Annotated in this window: 15 protein-coding genes; 10 read left to right on the top strand and 5 right to left on the bottom strand. The window is 71.0% G+C overall.

What is annotated here, in order from left to right; translation table 11 throughout:
* Positions 1-64: 64 nt before the first annotated feature.
* Positions 65-1,504: a rhomboid family intramembrane serine protease gene (locus tag GGR64_RS02365; protein ID WP_184643722.1), complete on the top strand. Its 1,440-nt coding sequence runs from the start codon at positions 65-67 to the stop codon at positions 1,502-1,504.
* Positions 1,505-1,556: 52 nt separating this feature from the next.
* Here the strand turns inward: GGR64_RS02365 and GGR64_RS02360 are convergent, their stop codons facing one another.
* Entirely contained in the window at positions 1,557-2,837 is a 1,281-nt protein-coding gene (locus GGR64_RS02360; protein ID WP_184643720.1) for a hypothetical protein, read from the bottom strand.
* Between the two features lie 244 nt (positions 2,838-3,081).
* On the opposite strand from GGR64_RS02360, the gene nudK reads away from it, so the two are divergent.
* Complete coding sequence (nudK, locus tag GGR64_RS02355) at positions 3,082-3,684, top strand: GDP-mannose pyrophosphatase NudK (RefSeq protein ID WP_184643718.1); 603 nt, start codon at positions 3,082-3,084, stop codon at positions 3,682-3,684.
* Between the two features lie 213 nt (positions 3,685-3,897).
* Here nudK and GGR64_RS02350 read toward each other — a convergent pair whose 3' ends face one another.
* Positions 3,898-5,418: a helicase HerA-like domain-containing protein gene (locus tag GGR64_RS02350; protein ID WP_326520301.1), complete on the bottom strand. Its 1,521-nt coding sequence runs from the start codon at positions 5,416-5,418 to the stop codon at positions 3,898-3,900.
* Between the two features lie 317 nt (positions 5,419-5,735).
* Between GGR64_RS02350 and GGR64_RS02345 the strand changes: the two genes are divergently transcribed.
* A complete protein-coding gene (locus GGR64_RS02345) occupies positions 5,736-7,334 on the top strand; it encodes a transglycosylase SLT domain-containing protein (protein WP_160970557.1) in 1,599 nt (532 codons plus the stop codon).
* Between the two features lie 403 nt (positions 7,335-7,737).
* Here GGR64_RS02345 and asd read toward each other — a convergent pair whose 3' ends face one another.
* Positions 7,738-8,583, bottom strand: coding sequence for an archaetidylserine decarboxylase (gene asd, locus GGR64_RS02340; RefSeq protein WP_184643714.1), 846 nt, complete (start codon positions 8,581-8,583; stop codon positions 7,738-7,740).
* Positions 8,580-9,230, bottom strand: coding sequence for an SCO family protein (locus tag GGR64_RS02335; RefSeq protein ID WP_160970555.1), 651 nt, complete (start codon positions 9,228-9,230; stop codon positions 8,580-8,582). The genes asd and GGR64_RS02335 overlap by 4 nt, the downstream gene beginning before the upstream one ends.
* A 79-nt stretch (positions 9,231-9,309) precedes the next feature.
* Here GGR64_RS02335 and prmB point away from each other — a divergent pair, with 79 nt between their 5' ends.
* The 7 genes from prmB (at position 9,310) to GGR64_RS02300 (ending at position 17,717) form a co-directional block, all read left to right on the top strand.
* Positions 9,310-10,236 carry a 50S ribosomal protein L3 N(5)-glutamine methyltransferase gene (prmB, locus tag GGR64_RS02330; protein WP_184643712.1) on the top strand — a complete coding sequence of 309 codons (927 nt, stop codon included), beginning with the start codon at positions 9,310-9,312 and terminating at the stop codon, positions 10,234-10,236.
* Positions 10,237-10,246: 10 nt separating this feature from the next.
* Positions 10,247-11,350, top strand: a complete 1,104-nt coding sequence (aroC, locus tag GGR64_RS02325) for a chorismate synthase (RefSeq protein WP_184643710.1) — start codon at positions 10,247-10,249, stop codon at positions 11,348-11,350.
* Complete coding sequence (locus GGR64_RS02320) at positions 11,343-12,377, top strand: D-glycerate dehydrogenase (RefSeq protein ID WP_184643708.1); 1,035 nt, start codon at positions 11,343-11,345, stop codon at positions 12,375-12,377. The genes aroC and GGR64_RS02320 overlap by 8 nt, the downstream gene beginning before the upstream one ends.
* A gap of 103 nt (positions 12,378-12,480) precedes the next feature.
* A complete protein-coding gene (locus GGR64_RS02315; protein ID WP_184643706.1) occupies positions 12,481-13,506 on the top strand; it encodes an aspartate-semialdehyde dehydrogenase in 1,026 nt (341 codons plus the stop codon).
* Between the two features lie 530 nt (positions 13,507-14,036).
* Positions 14,037-16,058 carry a FimV/HubP family polar landmark protein gene (locus GGR64_RS02310; protein ID WP_184644261.1) on the top strand — a complete coding sequence of 674 codons (2,022 nt, stop codon included), beginning with the start codon at positions 14,037-14,039 and terminating at the stop codon, positions 16,056-16,058.
* 226 nt (positions 16,059-16,284) lie between these two features.
* Positions 16,285-17,058, top strand: a complete 774-nt coding sequence (gene truA, locus GGR64_RS02305) for a tRNA pseudouridine(38-40) synthase TruA (RefSeq protein WP_160970547.1) — start codon at positions 16,285-16,287, stop codon at positions 17,056-17,058.
* The gene (locus tag GGR64_RS02300; protein ID WP_160970546.1) at positions 17,055-17,717 is read left to right on the top strand and encodes a phosphoribosylanthranilate isomerase; all 663 of its coding nucleotides are present in this window, start codon (positions 17,055-17,057) and stop codon (positions 17,715-17,717) included. Before truA ends, GGR64_RS02300 begins: the two co-directional genes overlap by 4 nt.
* Positions 17,718-17,783: 66 nt before the next feature.
* Here the strand turns inward: GGR64_RS02300 and GGR64_RS02295 are convergent, their stop codons facing one another.
* Positions 17,784-18,677: a LysR family transcriptional regulator gene (locus tag GGR64_RS02295; protein WP_184643704.1), complete on the bottom strand. Its 894-nt coding sequence runs from the start codon at positions 18,675-18,677 to the stop codon at positions 17,784-17,786.
* Positions 18,678-18,767 lie beyond the last annotated feature (90 nt).

The raw sequence follows: 18,767 nt of genomic DNA, 5'->3' as shown, positions 1-18,767 counted from the left end.
TGCGGCTTGCGCACCCGCAGGCGATGGCCGAAGCTGGCGCGGCCCCGCACATGGACGTCGTTCGATGCTGATCCTGCCGCTGCACAAGCCGCTGTCGCGGGACAATTTTCCGCTGGTCACGCTGCTGCTGATCCTGCTCAACGTCGTGGTCTACGTCGGCTGGCAGCGCCACGACGGTGCGCCGCTACGGCAGGCGCAGCGCGATTATCTGGATTCCGGACTCGGCGCGCTGGAAGCGCCGGCCTATGCGCGCTATCTGCAGCGCAGCGGCCAGCGCGAGGCGCTGGCACGGCTGCAGCAGGTGCCGGCGGCGGAGCGACCGGCCTTCGTCGGCGCCGCCACCTTGCACGACGTGCGCTTCCTGCAGGCCCTGCGCAGTGGCACGGCGTTCGCGGATGCCGACGCGCAACAGGCCTGGGCGCCGCTGCGCGCGCGCTACGACGCGCTGCTGCAGCGCGTGTTCACCCTGCGCCATGTGCAGCGCAGTTCCGAATGGGCGCCGGCACGCATGCTCACGGCGGCCTTTCTGCATGCCGACGCCCTGCACCTGATCGGCAACATGCTGTTCCTGCTGGCGCTGGGCACCTTGCTGGAAGGCGCGATCGGCGGCTGGCGGTTCCTGGCGGTGTATCTGCTCGGTGCGTTCGGCGCGAGCGCGGTGAGCCTGTGGTGGCGCTGGGGCGAGGCAGGAGCCGGCCTCGGCGCCTCCGGCGCCATCGCCGCGTTGATGGGCGCGTTCTGCGTGGTGTGGGGACGGCGCCCGGTGCGCTTCTTCTACTGGGTGGCGGTGCTGTTCGACTACGTGCGCGCGCCGGCCATCGCACTGCTGCCGCTGTGGCTGGGCTGGGAGCTGTACAACCTGCTGTTCAACGGCGATGCCGGCATCGGTTTCGACGCGCATGCCGGCGGCCTGGTGGTCGGCGCGCTGCTCGGCGCGGTGCTGGTGGCGACTGGTCAGACCCGCGAGGCGTTCCTGCGCGACGATGGTGGCCCAGCGGCCGACGACCGCTGGGCGCGTGCGCAGGCGCATCTGGGGCGGATGGAACACGTCCAGGCTGGCGCGCTGCTGGACGCGCTGGCCGCCGAAGCGCCACAGCGCTTCGATGTGGCGCTGGCGCGCTACCGCGTGGCGGCCAACGCCGGCCAGGCCGCGACGGCGCGGCTGCGGGCGCTGGCGCTGTTGCGCCTGGCGGCGCCGTCCGTGCAGGAGGCGCGGCAGCAGGCAGGCGTGCTGGAAGCGGCCGGCGACCTCGACGCACCGACGCGCACCGCGTTGCTCGCGCGCTGGATGGCGCTGGGCCTGCTGGCCGAGGTGGAGGCGCTGCTGGCGCAGGACGCGGTCTCGCCGCGCGAGCAGCAGGCGCAGGCCTGGTTCCGGCTCGCGCTGGGCCATGGCGAACGCCAGGCCACGACGGAGTGGCGGCGCGTGCTGGAGGCGTTGATCGTCCGCTATCCGGACCTGCCGCAGGCGGACAAGGCGCGATTCCTGCTCGCCAACGTCTGAGCGCGCTGCCTGGCGCGTGCGGGGCGCATGCCACGTCCCGCAAGGACGCGCGCTAGACCGGCGCGATCTTCACCGCGCGCAGCGCCGCCTGCAGCTTGCCGCGCTGCACATCGTCGTCGCAACGGGTCAGCGCGTCCTCCAGCAGACGACGCGCCTGCGCGTCCTCGCCGAAGCGCTCGCCCAGCAGCAAGGCGGCCTGCAGCGACCAGGTGCTGCGTTCCGGCGCGTTCGGCCAAGCGCGCAGCGCGGCCTGCAGGCCGTCGGCGGCGAGCCGGAACTGGCCCGCCAGTTGCGCGCGTTCGGCCAGCAGCGTGGCCTGTTCCGGCAGCAGCGGCACGAAGTCGACATCGGCATCTAGTGCCTCGCGCTGCAGCGCGAGCGCACGCCGTTCCTGCTTTTCCTGCAGCAGCCGGTGCATGTACTGGCGGGTGTGCTCGCGGCGCTCGTCGTGGCGCGCACTGCCGCGCAGCAGGCGCTGGTACAGCTCGTGCACGCCCAGGCTCACCGCGCGGGTGCGCACTTCGCTGCGCAGCACCTGCAGCGCGTCGTCGGTGTGGCCGTCGCGCACCAGGTGTTCGGCCTCGTCGAGCACGCGCTGGTCCGGGTCGTGGCGGGCGAAGGCGTTGGCCGCATCGGCGGCCGGTTCGTAGCCCAGCACGGCGTGATACTGGTAGACCAGGTAGCCCATCAGGTGGAAGGCCGCGAACAGGCCCCAGATCGTCACCACGGTGACCGCCAGGTCCGCGACCAGCGGCGGCAGGGCGCGCTGCAGCCAGGTGGCGGCGCCCAGCGCGCTGGCCTGGATCACGAACAGCAGGCCGAACGCGGCCAGGTACGGCCAGCCGATGCGCAGCGCCAGGCCGATCGACACGGCCGGGTTCAGCGCGCGGCGCAGGCTGCCGTCCATCGCCAGGGAAATCAGGAAGCCCGGCTGCAGCAATACCACCGCCAGCAGCATCAGCAGGCCGCCGACCGGCCCGGTCAGCAGCAGCGCGGCGAACACCGCCACGCCGAGCACGATCACCAGCGCCAGCAGCCGCACGACCACGCCGTCGCCGACGTCGAAGCCGCGTTCCGGCGCGTCCAGATAGCCGTCGGCGGTGTGCCGCAGGATCTCGAAGGCGTACTTGTAGATCGCCAGGGTGGTGACGATGCCCAGGATCCAGCCGATGCCGGGCAGCATTCCCAGCAGGCTGCACAGGGTCAGTGCGATCAGCGCGTACAGGGCGCCGCCACGCAGCGGATACAGCGCGATGGCGCGGGTGCGCGCCCAGAACGGTTCGGGTGTGCTGCGGTGTGCGCGGCTTGCGCCGGCGCGACGACGGTCTTCCATGACGCCCCCTGTCTACGAAGTGCGACGATTGTGCGGGTCGGCCGCGACGCGCGCAATCGGCGCTGGCCTTGGCGGCCGTGCGGTCGCCATGGCGGGTTGTGGCGCGGCTGAGCGTGGTCTGTGCGCCAAGCCGCCACCCCTGACGCAGCGGCGCCGCGTGCGCTGGCTACACTGCATGGCCACGCGGCGAGTGCGCGTGTCGGGCATCGTGCCTGCCGCCTTGCCTTCCCTTAAGGAGTTTCGCTTGGACCCTTCTTTCGTTTCCGAAAATCCGCGCGTGCGCGTCACCAATATCGAAGTGCTGTCGGACAACTGGTACGTGTTGCGGAAGGTCAGTTTCGATTTCCAGCGCCACGACGGCAGCTGGCAGGCGCTCACGCGCGAGGCCTACGACCGCGGCAACGGCGCGACCATCCTGCTGTACAGCCGTGCGAAGGGCACGGTGATGCTGACCCGCCAGTTCCGCTTGCCGACCCTGCTCAACGGCAACCCCGACGGCATGCTGATCGAAGCCTGCGCCGGCCTGCTCGATCGCCACGATCCGGAGACCTGCATCCGCAAGGAAACCGAAGAAGAGACCGGCTACCGGATCGAGAACGTGCGCAAGGTGTTCGAGGCGTACATGAGTCCGGGCTCGGTGACCGAACGGCTGTACTTCTTCGTGGGCGAATACGTCGACCGCGACAAGGTCGGCGCCGGCGGCGGCGTGGCTGCCGAGGGCGAGGAGATCGAGGTGCTGGAGCTGGCGCTTGATGCGGCGCTGGCGATGATCGACACCGGCGAGATCGCCGACGCGAAGACCATCATGCTGCTGCAGTACGCCAAGCTGCACGGGCTGTTGGGATAGCGCTGGCGCTGCGGGATGACGCGGATGCCGTAGGAGCGGCTTCAGCCGCGACCGGCATTACCGGGAAAGCCCGGTCGCGGCTAAAGCCGCTCCTACGAGTGCGATGACATACGCGCTGGCCGCGGCAAAGCGCGCTTTGCAGATGCGCTGAAGCCGTTCTGACGGGATTCCCGTGACCTGGACGCCGCGGCGCGCATATCACGCGCGCCGCGCTCAGCGCTTGCCGCCGAAGATGCTGCCGAAGATGCCGCGGACGATCTGCTGGCCGATGCGGTTGCCGATGGTGCGCGAGGTCTGCTTGGCCATCGCCTCCAGCATGCCCTGGCGGCGCTTGGTGCCGAATACCGCGTCCTTGACTGCCTGGCCGAAGCCGCTGTCCTGCGCCTCGTCCTGTTCGCGGGTGCGCGCCGGCGGCGCGGCGCTGCGGTCGGCGCTCTGCTCGACGCGGCGCGCCAGCAGTTCCGCCGCCGATTCGCGATTGACCGGGGTGTCGTAGCGCGTGCCGACCGGGCTGCCGGCGCGCACCTGCGTGCGCTCGGCCTCGGTGATCGCGCCCATGCGGCAGCGCGGCGGCGCGATCAGGGTCTGCTGCACCGGTGACGGCACGCCCTTGTCCTGCAGCGTGGACACCAGTGCCTCGCCGGTGCCGAGTTGCGAGATGGCCTTGGCCACGTCCAGCTTGGGATTGGCCACGAAGGTTTCGGCGGCGGTGCGCACCGCCTTCTGGTCGCGTGGCGTATAGGCGCGCAGCGCGTGCTGCACGCGATTGCCGAGCTGGCCGAGGATGCTGTCGGGCACGTCGTCCGGGAACTGCGAGCAGAAGTACACGCCCACGCCCTTGGAGCGGATCAGCCGCACCACCTGCTCGATGCGCTGCACCAGCGCCGGCGGCGCATCGTCGAACAGCAGGTGCGCTTCGTCGAACACGAACACCAGCTTGGGCTTGTCCAGGTCGCCCACTTCCGGCAGCCGTTCGAACAGTTCCGACAGTAGCCACAGCAGGAACGTCGAGTACAGCCGCGGCTTGAGCACCAGTTGCGCGGCGGCGAGGATGCCGATCACGCCGCGGCCGTCGTGATCCACCCGCATGAGCTCGGCTAGGTCCAGCGCCGGTTCGCCGAAGAAGCCCTCGCCGCCGTCCTGCGCCAGGCGCAGCAGCGCGCGCTGGATCGCGGCCACCGACTGCGCGCTGACCAGGCCGTATTCGGTGGAGATGTCCTTGCGCTCTTCCACCACCAGCGCCAGCAGCGCGCGCAGGTCGTCCAGGTCGAGCAGCAGCAGGCCGCGGTCGTCGGCCAGCTTGAACACGATGTCGAGCACGCCGGCCTGGGTGTCGTTGAGTTCCAGCACGCGGGCCAGCAGGGTGGGGCCCATCTCGCTGACGGTGGTGCGTACCGGGTGGCCGAGCTGGCCGTACAGGTCCCAGAACACCACCGGATTGGCGGCCGGGGCGTAGTCGGCCACGCCGATCTCCCGGGCGCGCTGCAGCACCTTCTCGCTGCCGTCGCCGGGCATCGCCAGGCCGGCCACGTCGCCCTTGACGTCGGCCAGGAACACCGGCACGCCGATGCGCGAAAAGCCTTCGGCCAGGGTCATCAGGGTCACGGTCTTGCCGGTACCGGTGGCGCCGGCGACCAGGCCATGGCGATTGCCCAGGCGCGGTTGCAGCAGCACCGCGATGTCGTCGGTCACGCCTTTGCCTAGCAGGATCGGGTCCATATCGGGGTCCGCAATGAGATGCCGGGATTCTAGAGCGTCTGCGGCCTGGCCGAACGCGCGCAGGGTGTCGCGGGGCGCGCCGCGCTGCCCTGCAGAGGCGGCGCCGACTGCGAGGCCGCCTTTGCATGGTTTGGCCGTTCGCTGGTGCCGCCTGGGCGCGGTGCATCTGAAACAGCGTCGCAGCGGCTGGCGTATGCGACGCCATGTTGCGGCGCGGGATGGCCGCCGGCGATGAACCTTGGCCCGCCGCGGGCCCGGCCGTGGCCGCGGCGACCTTGCCGCGATGCGACGGCGGGGGCTACCCTGCGGCCTTTCCGTCGCCGCGTCCCACCATGCCCCTTCCGTTCCGCTTCTCCCACGCGTGGCCCGTCGCGGCTGCCGTGGCGCTGACCTGCACCGCTCCTGCCGCCCAAGCCCGCGTGTCCGCCCGCGACCAGGCCGCCATCGCCGTCCTCGACCAGCGCCTGGCCGCCGCCGAGAAGCGCTACAACGACGCCCTGGTGCTGGTCGGCAACAGCGACCCCAAGGGCACCCAGGAAAGCGACGCCGCGCTGGAGGACATCGAGGACGTGATCCAGGCCTGCATCAAGCAGCGCGGCTGCGAGGTCGGTACCTATCTGGGCGCGTACAAGCGCCTGCTGAAGGCCAAGGCCGACGCGCAGGGCCAGGCCAGCGATGCCGATGCCACCGACGACGACTCCGCGCCGCTGCAGGCCGACCCCGACCACATCAGCCCGCTCGCCGCCGACGTGCCGGAAGCGGCGCGCGCGGCGCGCCTGCTCAACGACAAGCGCCACGCCTTCGATTCGATGGTGGAGTACAACCCGGCGGTGCAGGCCGGCATCCGCCGCTGGCTCACCGACATGCGCCCGTCGCTGATGAGCAGCTACGAGAACTACCAGAACCTGCGCGCGATCATGTGGCCGGAGTGGGAGAAGCGCGGCCTGCCGGAAGCGCTGCTGTTCGGCATCATCGCCAAGGAGTCCAACGGCCGCGTGCACGCCAATTCGCGGGTCGGCGCCGCCGGGCTGATGCAGTTCATGCCGGCCACCGGGCGCCGCTTCGGCCTGGGCCCGGACGGCACCGGCTTCGATACCCGCTACGACGCGCGCAGCGCCGCCGAGGCCAGCGCGGTCTACATCAACGAGCGCATGGCCGAACTCAACCGCAGCGTGGAACTGGCCCTCGCCGGCTACAACGGCGGCGAAGGTCGCGCTGCGCGCGTGTTCAACCAGATGCAGGGCCGCAGCTTCTGGGACGCGTCGGTGTACAACCAGTTCCCGGCCGAGACCAAGGACTACGTGCCGATGGTGATCGCCGCGGCGTGGATCTTCCTGCACCCGCAGCAGTACGGCGTGGCCTTCCCCAAGATCAATGCGCAGCCGGCCACGCTGCGCCTGGCCAAGTCCACCACCATCTACGAACTGACCATCTGCCTGGGCAGCGACGGCACCCGCGACGGCTACATGCGCGCGCTGCGCAACCTCAATCCGCGCTACGAGCCGGACGGCTGGATCCCGGCCGGGGTGACCATCAACGCCAACACCAAGATCGTCGGCCTGTACAACCGCTATTGCGTCAGCGGTCCGCGCGCCGACCTGGCGCGCGCGCTGATCACCGCCGATGTCACCGCCGCGGTGCGCAGCAGCAGCCCGGCGCCGGCCGCCGACCTCACCGGCAACGTGGCGGTGGGCGACGTCAGCCCGGTCGCCGGCGTGCCGACCACGGTGGCCACCGGCCGTCCCGCGCCTGCCAAGCCCAAGCAGAAGCAGGTGCGCAACTACCGCGTGGCCAAGGGCGACACCCTGGGCCGGATCGCCGACCGTCACGACTGCGATCTGAAGGAACTGGCCAAGGCCAACGGCCTGCGCGCGCCGGGCTATGCGCTGAAGCCGGGGCAATCGCTGAAGCTGGTGGGCTGCGAGAAGTAGGCCGGTTCCTTCTCCCCTCGGGACCATGGCCCCCTTTTCGGGAGAAGGTGGCGCGCAGCGCCGGATGAGGGTACGGCGGCCGCAGTGTCGGATGGATGGCGTTTCGGCCATCCAGTGAGAGCCTGCGGCCCGGCGCCATCAATGCATCGGGACTGAAGTCCCTCCCACAGTGGGGGACTGTGCTTCACCACCGCCTGCAAGACCCAGGCGCGATCCCATTCCTTCTCCCACTGGGAGAAGGTGGCGCGCAGCGCCGGATGAGGGTGCGGCAGCCGCAGTGTCGGACGGATGGCGTTTCTGCCATCCATTGAGAGCCTGTGGCCCGTCACCGTCCATGCGTCGGGACTGAAGTCCCTCCCACAAAACACACCCCACAAGGGGCCGCAGCGCGGCCCTGTACGTCTCAGCGCACCAATCGCGCCAGCGCCTGCCCCAGCCGCACCGGCGATTCCGCCTTCAGCGCTGGATCGAACGCGGCCACGCCGGGCGGCAGCAGCACGATCACCGTCGAGCCGTAGTTGAAACGCGCCATCTCCTCGAACCGCTGCACGGTGATGCCCTGGCCGCGCCAATCCTTGCGGGTGATGCGGTCGGCGTAGCGCGGGATCTCCACGCCGCTCCACACCGTTTCCACGCCGGACACCAGCAGCGCGCCGACCATCACCGAGACCATCGGGCCGAAGTCGGTGTCGAAATGGCAGACCAGGCGCTCGTTGCGCGCGAACAGGCGCGGCACGTTGCGCACCGCGTCGGTGCCGACGCTGAACAGCCGGCCGGGCACGTGCACGGTTTCGCGCAGGGTGCCGGTCCAGGGCATGTGCACGCGGTGGTAGTCGCGCGGCGACAGGTACACCGTGGCGTACAGGCCGTTGGCGAACGGCGCCGCTGCGGTGTCGCCGCCGAGCAGTTCGGCGGCGGTGAACGACTGCCCCTTGGCCTGGAAGATGCGCCCGTCCTCGATCCGGCCGAGCTGGCTGATACGGCCATCGGCCGGCATCAGCAGCGCCTGCGGATCGGGATCGGCGACGCGTGCGCCGGGCTTCAGCGCACGGGTGAAGAAGGCATTGAAGGTCGGGTAGGCGCGCGCATCCGGTTGCGCGGCTTCGCTCAGGTCCACGCCGAAGCGGCGCACCACCGTGTCGATCAGCCACTGCTTCAGGCCGGGCCGCGACGAGTACGCCAGGCGCCGTGCCAGCGAGGACAGCAGCCGGTGCGGCAGCACGTAGGTCAGGCGGGTGGTCAGGCTCATGGGGCGGTGGCCTTGGTCAGTGCCTGCAGGTCGGCGGCGATCGCGGCGGCATCGAACGGCGGGCGGATCAGCCCGGCCTGGCGGCCCTGCGGGTCGAGCACCGCGATCGCGGCGGAGTGGTCCATGCTGTAGTCGTTCGGGTTCTCGGCGTAGTGCTTGCCCGGCACCTTCTGGAACACGAAGCCCAGCGCGGTGGCGAAGCGCTCCAGCTCGGGCACGTCGGCGGTGGCGGCGATGGTGTCCTTGTGGAAGGCGTGGGCGTACTCGCCCAGCCGCGGCAGGGTGTCGCGCTGCGGGTCGACCGAGACGAACAGCACGCGCGGGCGCAGCGTGTCCGGCAGCGTCTGCCATTGCTTCTGCGCGCGCGCCAGGTCGGCCAGGGTGGTCGGGCACACGTCCGGGCAGGCGGTGAAGCCCAGGAACACCAGGGTCCAGTGGCCCTTGAGCTCGCCCGGCACCAGCGGCGTGCCGTCGGTCTGGCGCAGGTGGAAGTCGGGCAGGGGGCGCGGCTGCGGGTACATGCGCACCGTGCGGGTCTCCGGCCAGGCCGGGGCGGCGCTGCCGCCGAAGTACTTCTGGGCCAGCAGCAGCCCCAGGCCGGCGGCCAGGGCAACCACCAGGACGATGCCGAAGGTGCGGTTGAACATACTGATTTCCCATGCAACGAACGCTCATCATAGCGGCCGGGCCTCTATAATCGGGGGCCACATTGCCTTGCCTGTTGCCATGACTGCCGACGCGGCCGCCGAACTCCACACGATCATCGACCTGATCCGCTACGGCACCAGCCGTTTCAACGCCGCCGGGTTGAGCTTCGGCCACAGCTACGACAACGCCCTGGACGAGGCCACGCAGCTGGTGCTGCACGCGCTGCACCTGCCGCACGACCTCGGCCCGGCCTACGGCAGCGCGCGGGTCACCACACCGGAGAAGGCGCAGGTGCTGGCGCTGTTCGAGCGCCGCATCGCCGAGCGCATCCCCGCCGCCTATCTCACCGGCGAGGCCTGGTTCGCCGGGCTCAGCTTCAAGAGCGATGCGCGCGCGCTGGTGCCGCGCTCGCCGATCGCCGAGCTGATCGAGGCCGGCTTCGAGCCGTGGCTGGCTGGCCGCCCGGTCGAGCGCGCGCTGGACCTGTGCACCGGTTCGGGCTGCATCGCCATCGCCATGGCCCACTACAACCCGAACTGGCGGGTGGATGCGGTCGACATCAGCGACGACGCGCTGAGCCTGGCCGCGGAGAACAAGGAGCGGCTGCTGGCCGACAACGTCGAACTGGTCAAGTCCGACCTGTTCGCCGGGCTGGGCGGACGCCGCTACGAACTGATCGTGACCAATCCGCCCTACGTCACCCATGCCGAGACCGACGCGCTGCCGCCCGAATACGCGCACGAGCCGGAGCTGGGCCTGCGCGCGGGCGACGACGGCCTGGACCTGGCGCTGAAGATCCTGCGCGACGCGCCGGCGCACCTGAGCGAGGACGGCCTGCTGATCTGCGAGGTCGGCGAGTCCGAACGCGCGCTGGCGCAGCTGCTGCCGGAAGTGGATTTCGCCTGGGTCGAGTTCAAGGTCGGGCAGATGGGCATCTTCGCGGTGGAGCGCAGCGAACTGCTCGCACACCAAGAGCGCATCGCCGCGCTGGCCGCGGACCGGTGACGCAAGCGACATGAGCGCGAACAGTTTCGGCACACTGCTGACCGTCACCACCTTCGGCGAATCGCACGGGCCGGCGATCGGCTGCGTGGTCGATGGCTGCCCGCCGGGCCTGGAACTGGACGCCAGCGAATTCGCCCACGATTTGCAGCGCCGCGCCACCGGCAAGAGCCGGCATACCTCGGCGCGGCGCGAGGCCGACGAGATCGAGATCCTGTCCGGGGTCTACGAGGGCCGCACCACCGGCACCCCGATCGGCCTGCTGATCCGCAACACCGACCAGCGCAGCAAGGACTACACCGACATCGCCCGGCAGTTCCGTCCGGGCCATGCCGACTACAGCTACTGGCAGAAGTACGGCATCCGCGATCCGCGCGGCGGCGGGCGCTCGTCCGCGCGCGAGACCACCATGCGCGTGGCCGCCGGCGTGATCGCCAAGAAGTGGCTGGCGCAGCGCTACGGTGTGCGCGTGCGCGGCTACCTGTCGCAACTCGGGCCGCTGCTGCCGCAGGGCTTCGCCTGGGAGGCGGTGGAGGACAACGCGTTCTTCTGGCCGCATGCGCCGCAGGTAGCGGAGCTGGAGGCGTACATGGATGCGCTGCGCAAGTCCGGCGATTCGATCGGCGCGCGGGTCACCGTGGTCGCCGATGGCGTGCCGGCGGGCTGGGGCGAGCCCATCTACGGCAAGCTCGACGGCGAACTGGCCGCGGCGATGATGAGCATCAACGCGGTCAAGGGCGTGGAGATCGGCGACGGCTTCGCCGCGGTCACCCAGAAGGGCACCGACCACCGCGACCTGATCGCGCCGGACGGCTTCCAGTCCAACCACGCCGGCGGCGTGCTCGGCGGCATCGCCACCGGCCAGCCCATCGTCGTCTCGGTCGCGTTCAAGCCCACTTCCAGTCTGCGCCTGCCCGGCGCCACGGTGGACGTGGACGGGCAGGCGGTGGACGTGATCACCACCGGCCGCCACGACCCCTGCGTCGGCATCCGCGCCACCCCGATCGCCGAGGCGATGATGGCGCTGGTGCTGATGGACCAGGCGCTGCGCCACCGCGCGCAGTGCGGCGACGTCGGCACGGTGACGCCGCGCATCCCTGGCGGTGGCGATGGCTGAGTCGCGGCCGCGGGTGTGGGTCAGCCAACCGCTGTTCGACGACGTCGTCGCACGGCTGGGCGCGCATTGCGCGCTGACCACCACGGCGGACGTGACCCGTTATTCGCCGCAGGACCTGGCGAAGGCGCTGGCGCCGCTGGAAGGCGCCCTGGTCACCCTCAACGAACGCATCGGCGCCGCCGAGATCGCCGGCGCGCCGCGGCTGCGCGCCATCGCCAACGTCGGCGTCGGCTACAACAATCTGGACCTGGACGCGCTCAGTGCGGCCGGCATCGTCGCCACCAACACCCCCGACGTGCTCACCGAGACCACCGCCGATCTCGGTTTCGCCCTGCTGATGGCCGCCGCGCGCCGCGTCGGCGAGGCCGAGCGCTGGCTGCGCGCGGGGCAGTGGCAGCAGTGGTCGTTCCAGACGATGCTCGGCGCCGATGTCCACGGCAGCACCCTCGGCATCCTCGGCATGGGCCGTATCGGCCAGGCCATCGCGCGCCGCGCCGCCGGCTTCTCGATGTGCGTGCTGTACCACAACCGCAGCCGCCTGCCGGCCGACGTTGAGCATGCGCATCGCGCCGAGTACGTCGGTTTCGACGCGCTGCTGGCGCGCGCCGACCACCTGCTGCTGGTGCTGCCGTACAGCGCGCAATCGCACCATGTCATCGATGCCGCCGCGCTGGCGAAGATGCAGCCGACCGCGACGCTGGTGAACATCGCCCGTGGCGGCCTGGTCGATGAGGTCGCATTGGCCGACGCGCTGGCCAACGGCCGCCTGGCCGCGGCCGGGCTGGACGTGTTCGAAGGCGAGCCGGCGATCCGTCCGGAACTGCTGGCGCTGCGCAACGTGGTGCTGACCCCGCACATCGGCAGCGCCAGCGTGGCCACGCGCCGCGCGATGGTGTCATTGGCGGTAGACAACCTGCTCGCCGCGCTGGGCATCGGCGCCGATGCCGGGCGCCCGCCCAATGCGCTGAACCTGGACGCGATCGCCGCGGCGGGCGGCGCGCGGGCGATCGCGGACAAAAAACGATAGGGAGCCTGCGGCCCTGTGCGCGGCGCGCACGGCAGGTTCCCCGAATCCAAGCGGCAGTGCGGCTGTTCCTCCCCTTTTTTCTTCCTGCGGATCGAATCCTTCCATGAGCAATGCAACCCGTCGTTTCAACGTCGCCGTCGTCGGCGCCACCGGTGCCGTCGGCGAAACCATGCTGAGCATCCTTGCCGAGCGCGGCTTCCCCATCGCCACGCTGTACCCGCTGGCCTCCGAGCGCTCGGCCGGCGGCCAGGTCGAGTTCAACGGCCACAAGGTCACCGTGCTCGACCTGGCGACCTTCGACCCGACCGGCGTGGACATCGCGCTGTTCTCCGCCGGCGGCGGCATTTCCAAGGAATACGCGCCGAAGTTCGCCGCGGCCGGCGCGGTGGTGATCGACAACTCCTCGACCTTCCGCTACGACGACGACGTGCCGCTGGTGGTGTCGGAAGTCAATCCGCACGCGCTGAAGAACCGCCCGCGCGGCATCGTCGCCAACCCCAACTGCTCGACCATGCAGTTGATGCCGGTGCTGGCGCCGATCCACAAGGAATACGGCATCGAGCGCATCAACGTGGCCACCTACCAGTCGGTGTCCGGCGCCGGCCGCTCGGGCATGGAGGAACTGGGCAAGCAGACCGCGCAACTGCTGGCGTTCCAGGACATCGAGCCGCAGAAGTTCCAGGCGCAGATCGCCTTCAACCTGATCCCGCACATCGACGACTTCCAGCCCAACGGTTACACCAAGGAAGAGATGAAGCTGGTGTGGGAGACGCAGAAGATCCTCGAGGACAGCAGCATCCTGGTGAACCCCACCGCGGTGCGCGTGCCGGTGTTCTTCGGCCATTCGGAGGCGGTCAACATCGAGACCAAGCGCAAGATCACCGTCGAGCAGGCGCGCGCGCTGTTGGGTCAGGCGCCCGGGGTGGAAGTGGTCGACGAGCACAAGGCCGGCGGCTACCCGACCCCGGTGACCCACGCCTCCGGCAAGGATCCGGTGTTCGTCGGCCGCATCCGCGAGGACTTCTCGCACCCGCGCGGCCTGAACCTGTGGGTGGTGGCCGACAACATCCGCAAGGGCGCCGCGCTCAATGCGGTGCAGTTGGCCGAGCTGGTCGCTCAGGAGGCGTGATTCGGGAATCGGGACTGGGGATTCGCAAAGCGCGGCGCAGCGCCGGCTGTTCCAGGGCTGCGTATTGCGCGATGTCCCGGCAGACACGCAACGGCCAGTGGCGCACGCCCTGGCCGTTATCGTGTCTGGCGTCCGTGTTGTGCTGCAAAGAGGGGCTGCGCTAGCGCATGTGGGCGCGATGATGACGGGCGCCCTCGTAGGAGCGGCCTCGGCCGCGACGGAGCGTTCCCGGTAAAGCCATCGCGGCTGAAGCCGCTCCTACAAGACGAGCGGCACTGCAGTGCTTGTCGGTCCCTGATCCCGCAAAGGGGGCGCTCGCGTACCCCGCGCAAGCGCACTCCCTGCCAATGCTGCACCCACAACGAATCCCCAATCCCAAATCCCCACTCCCCGCTTCATATATATTGATGGACATGACTCCAAGGGGCAGGGGCGGGATGCGCCTACAACCACGTTTGTTCCGTCGCCGCAGCGGCGATGCGGTGCCCGCCGCGCGCGGGTTGCGCCACGTCTGTCGCGCGGCCGCCGCGCTGCTGTTGCTGGCCTGCAGCCAGGCCGCGCTGGCGCTCGGCCTGGGCGATATCCGCGTGCTGTCCAAGCCGGGCGAGCCGTTCCTGGCCGAGATCCCGGTGATCTCCAACGAGCCGGGCGAACTGGAGCGGGCGCGGGTCGCGCTGGCCTCGCCGGCGACCTTCGCGCGGGTCGGGCTGGAGCGCCCGCAGGGCCTGGTCAGCGATCTGCAGTTCCGCTTCACCCAGACCCGCAAGGGCCGCGCGGTGATCCAGGTCAGCAGCCGCATGCCGGTCGAGGTGCCGTCGCTGAGCTTCCTGATCGAGGTCGATTGGGGCCAGGGCCGGCTGATCCGCGAATACTCCGCGCTGATCGACGCGCCCAACACCGCCGCGGCGATCGACGCGCCGGCGATCGATGCACCTGCCGCGGCGCAGCCGTCCGACCGCATCGCCCGCGACGCCTCCACCGCGGCGCCAACTCCGGCGGGCGCCGCCACGTCGGCGACGCCGAGCGCCAGGCCGGCCGCCGCGCCGCGTCCGGCGCCGGCCCCGGCGGCCGCACCCGGCGATGCGCTGGCGCCGGTGCGCGCCGGGCAGACCCTGTCGCAGATCGCCGGGCAGCTCGCGCGCGGCAACGGCCATTCGCTGGACCAGACCATGGTCGCGCTGCTGCGCGCCAATCCCGACGCCTTCATCCGCGGCAACCTCAACCTGCTCAAGCAGGGCGCGGTGTTGCGGACCCCGCGCGAGGAGGATCTGGCCAGCCTGGATGCCGCCGCCGCCGAGGCGGTGGTGCGCGAGCAGGCGGCGCAATGGCGTCAGGCGCGCGCGCCGGTGCCGCAGCCGGCACAGGCGCAGCAGGACCCCGCCACGGCACAGGCCGCAGCCAAGCCGGCCGCCGCAGCGCCGGCAGCGCCGGCGGCCGGCGCACGGCTGGAAATCGCGCCGGCGGTGCCGGCGACGCGCCGCGAGGCGGGAACCAAGTCCGGCACCGGTGCCGGCGACGAAGGAGACATGGTGGCAGCCCAACAATTGCAGCAGGCGCGCGAAGACCTCGCGGCACGCGATGCCGAGGTCCAGGAACTGCGCTCGCGGGTGGAACAGCTCGAAAAGCTCAAGTCCCAGCAGCAGCAACTGATCGCGCTGAAGGACAGCGACCTGGCCGCGGCGCAGAAGCGCCTGGCCCAGTCCGGGCAGGCGGCGCCGGCCGCCGCGGCCGCGCCGGCGCCGGCCAATGCGGGGTTCCCGCTGTGGCTGTGGGGCGGGGTGAGCCTGCTGGTGCTGGGCATCGGCGCCTGGTTGCTGTCGCGCAGGCGCAAGCCTTCGCCGCTGCCGCCGTTGCCGCGCGACGACGACGCCGCGCTGGCGGGTGCCACGGTGCCGGTGGTCGCGCACCGCGACGTCGATGCGCCGGAACTGCCGCCGCTGGAACCCGTCGAGCCGCTGGCCGAGGATGCCACGGCCGCCCGCGACGAGGAGGCACTGGAGGAGTGGGGGCGCCCCGATCACGCCGACCACGCTGCCGCCGATCACGCCGATCACGCCGATCACCACGTCGCGCTCGACGACGACGCCTTCGAGCGCGTGCTGGCGCAGCAGTCGATGCGCCATGCGCCGGCCGATGCGCCGCTGTCCGCGGGCAACGACGAGGTCCATTCCATCGACACAGCCGACGTCCGTCCGGAGCCCGCACCGGCCGCCGAGTCCACGGCCGAGGCGGCCTGGCCGCAGCCGTCGCCGCTGTCCGCGGTGCCGAACGTCGACGCCCATGCCGACACCGATGCCGGCGCCGGCCGGCAGGAGCCGACCTGGCACCAGCCCGTCGTACCTGCGCCCGCACCTGCAGCACCCGCAGCGGCCGCAGCGGCCGAAGCGTCGTCGCCGTATCCGCCGGCGGGCCGCGAGCGGCTGGAGCTGGCGGTGGCGTACATGGATCTGGGCGACAACGAGACCGCACGCACCTTGCTGACCGAGGTCGCGGCCAGCGGCGACCCGGCCGCGCGCGCCGAGGCGCTGCAATTGCTGGGGCGGTTGGACTGATGGCGGCAGGCGGCGCGCGGCGCGCTCGCCGCGGCCGTCCGGCCTGGATCGGGACGGCCTTGCGGCAACACGCCCGTCAGCGGCGGGCGATCGCAGTTGCGCGCGCGCTCCCGGCCTGGCAGGGGTACTTCCGCCGCGTCTGCTTGTTAACAGCCACGCTGCCGTCCTTGCGCGCGGCGACCGCACAACACGTCCACCTCGATGGCGCACTGCAGTGGAGGTCGCCATGCGCTACGCACTAGGCGTGGAATACGACGGCAGCGAGTTCCAGGGTTGGCAGCAGCTCGGCGAGAGCGGCGGCCCCAGCGTGCAGGCGACGTTGCAGGCGGCGCTGTCGTCGGTGGCCGACGCCCCGGTGAGCGTGGTCTGCGCCGGTCGCACCGATGCCGGCGTGCACGGCGAATGCCAGGTGGTGCATTTCGATTGCGACGCGCCGCGCCCGGCGCGCGGCTGGATGCTGGGCGCCACCGCGCGGCTGCCGCCCTCGGTGTGCGTGCGCTGGTGCGTGCCGGTGGCCGACGACTTCCACGCGCGCTTCTCCGCCCGCGCGCGCCGCTACCGCTACCGCCTGCTCAACCGCCAGGTACGCCCGGCGCTGTACCGGCAGACCCTGAGCTGGGAGCGGCGGCCGCTGCAGGCCGAGGCCATGCACGCGGCGGCGCAGGCCTTGCTGGGCGAGCAGGACTTCAGCGCTTTCCGCAGCGTGCAGTGCCAGGCGCTGCATGCGCGTCGCGAGCTGCAGTCGATCGCGGTGAGCCGCAGCGGCGAGCTGGTCGAGATCCAGGTCCAGGCCAATGCATTCCTTCATCACATGGTGCGCAATATCGTTGGTTCCCTTGTCATGGTGGGGACGGGCGAAAAGCCGGCGTCCTGGATTGGCGAGTTGCTCGCGGGACGCGACCGCCGCGTCGCCGGTCCCACGGCGCCGCCGCAGGGCCTGGTCTTCGTGGGTCCCCTCTATCCCGCCCACTGGACGCTTCCGGACGAGGTCACGCTATGAATCGCACGTTGTATCGCACCCGCATCAAGTTCTGCGGCATGACCCGCGCCGGCGACATCCGCCTGGCAGGCGAGTTGGGCGTGGATTCGATCGGGTTCGTGTTCGCCCATGGCAGCCCGCGGCGGGTGGCGCCGGCCGAGGCGCGGGCCATGCGCCAGGCCGCCGCGCCGATGGTGGACGTGGTGGCGTTGTTCCGCGACAACCCCAAGGACGAGGTGCGCGAGGTCCTGCGCACGGTGCGTCCGACCCTGCTGCAGTTCCACGGCGACGAGGACGACGGCTTCTGCCGCAGCTTCAACCTGCCGTACCTGAAGGCGATACCGATGGGCGGCGGCGAGATCAACGCGCGCACCCTGCAGCTGCAGTTTCCCAATGCCGCCGGCTTCCTGTTCGACAGCCACGCCCCCGGCGAGAGCGGCGGCTCGGGCAAGACCTTTGACTGGTCGCGTTTGCCGACCGGCCTGCACCGGCCGTTCCTGCTCGCCGGCGGCATCACTGGCGACAACGTGTTCGACGCGATCATCGGCACCCTGCCGTGGGGCGTGGACGTGTCCAGCGGCATCGAAAGCCAGCCCGGGATCAAGGACGGCCACAAGATGCGCAAGTTCGTCGAGGAAGTGCGCCGCGCCGACTGTCACGAGTTGAACACCAACTGCTGAGCGCGTCGCCACGTCGCGGCTGAAAGGTTGGCAGGCTGTGGCGACGCGGCCTGCGCTGCGGCGACGTCAGCGCTGCAGTTCCTGCGTCAGCCACTGTGCCAGCGCGTCGACCCGCCGATCCTCGACATCGCGGCGCGTGCACAGCGCCCACTGTCCGCCGGTTTCGACGAAACCCCAAGGCGCCAGTAGGCGGCCATTGGCCAGATCATCGGCGACCAGCGGTTGCGGCGCGATCGCCACGCCGATCCCCGCCAGCGCCGCTTCCAGCAGGTAGTACAGGTGCTCGAAGCCGGTGCCGTAGCGCAATTGCGCCGGTGCCAGTCCCTGCGCCTCGGCCCAGGCCGGCCACGCCTGCGGCCGCGACACCGTATGCAGCAGTGGCAGTTCCTGCAGCGCCGCCGGCGCGGCCGTGGCCAGTGCCGGTGCCTGCGGCAGGGTGGGGCTGAGCACCGGGCCGATCCGCTCCGGCGCCAGTACGCGGACCTGCCAGTCCGCCGGCCACGGCGCCTGGCCCAGCAGCAGCGCGGCATCCAGGCCGTCCAGGTCGGCGGCGAAGTCGCCCTCGTGCGCGGACAGGTGCAGGGTCAGCGTTGGCAGGTCGCGCTGCAGCGCCTGCAGTCGCGGGATCATCCAGCGGGCCAGGATGCTGCCCGGACAGCCCAGCACCAGCGCGGCCGGGCGCGCCGGGCGGCGCAGCTCCGCCACCGCCTCGTGCAACTGTGCGAACGCCGCGCCGGCGGCGTCGCACAGGCGCGTGCCGGCGGCGGTCGGGCGGATGCCGCGGCCGTCGCGCTGCAGCAGCGGCAGTCCCAGTTCCTGTTCCAGCAGCCGCACCTGGCGGCTGACCGCGCCGTGGGTGACATGCAGTTCCGCCGCCGCGGCGCCGACGCTGCGCAGCCGCGCGGCGGCCTCGAACGCGCGCATGGCGTTGAGCGAGGGCAGGCGGCGCGTGCTGGTCATGTGAGTTTTCCTGACGGATCAGTGCAGACTTTATCGGTTTTTCTGCGAGAACGTGTGCGCTAAAGTGCTTGCCTGTCCTGTTGATCCCGG

It is taken from the genome of Xanthomonas sp. 3307 (assembly GCF_014199735.1).
Lineage (GTDB): Bacteria > Pseudomonadota > Gammaproteobacteria > Xanthomonadales > Xanthomonadaceae > Xanthomonas_A > Xanthomonas_A rydalmerensis.
The sequence above is the reverse complement of the archived record's forward strand: the minus strand, read 5'-3'. Positions and strand labels throughout refer to the sequence as shown.

Coding starts and splice junctions, on each gene's coding strand:
- GGR64_RS02295 (WP_184643704.1), bottom strand. CDS start 18,677: ATGACCAGCACGCGCCGCCTGCCCTCGCTCAACGCCATGCGCGCGTTC.
- asd (WP_184643714.1), bottom strand. CDS start 8,583: ATGAGCCTGACCACCCGCCTGACCTACGTGCTGCCGCACCGGCTGCTG.
- GGR64_RS02360 (WP_184643720.1), bottom strand. CDS start 2,837: ATGGAAGACCGTCGTCGCGCCGGCGCAAGCCGCGCACACCGCAGCACA.
- prmB (WP_184643712.1), top strand. CDS start 9,310: ATGACTGCCGACGCGGCCGCCGAACTCCACACGATCATCGACCTGATC.
- GGR64_RS02320 (WP_184643708.1), top strand. CDS start 11,343: ATGGCTGAGTCGCGGCCGCGGGTGTGGGTCAGCCAACCGCTGTTCGAC.
- GGR64_RS02335 (WP_160970555.1), bottom strand. CDS start 9,230: ATGTTCAACCGCACCTTCGGCATCGTCCTGGTGGTTGCCCTGGCCGCC.
- GGR64_RS02300 (WP_160970546.1), top strand. CDS start 17,055: ATGAATCGCACGTTGTATCGCACCCGCATCAAGTTCTGCGGCATGACC.
- truA (WP_160970547.1), top strand. CDS start 16,285: ATGCGCTACGCACTAGGCGTGGAATACGACGGCAGCGAGTTCCAGGGT.
- GGR64_RS02345 (WP_160970557.1), top strand. CDS start 5,736: ATGCCCCTTCCGTTCCGCTTCTCCCACGCGTGGCCCGTCGCGGCTGCC.
- GGR64_RS02365 (WP_184643722.1), top strand. CDS start 65: ATGCTGATCCTGCCGCTGCACAAGCCGCTGTCGCGGGACAATTTTCCG.
- aroC (WP_184643710.1), top strand. CDS start 10,247: ATGAGCGCGAACAGTTTCGGCACACTGCTGACCGTCACCACCTTCGGC.
- GGR64_RS02315 (WP_184643706.1), top strand. CDS start 12,481: ATGAGCAATGCAACCCGTCGTTTCAACGTCGCCGTCGTCGGCGCCACC.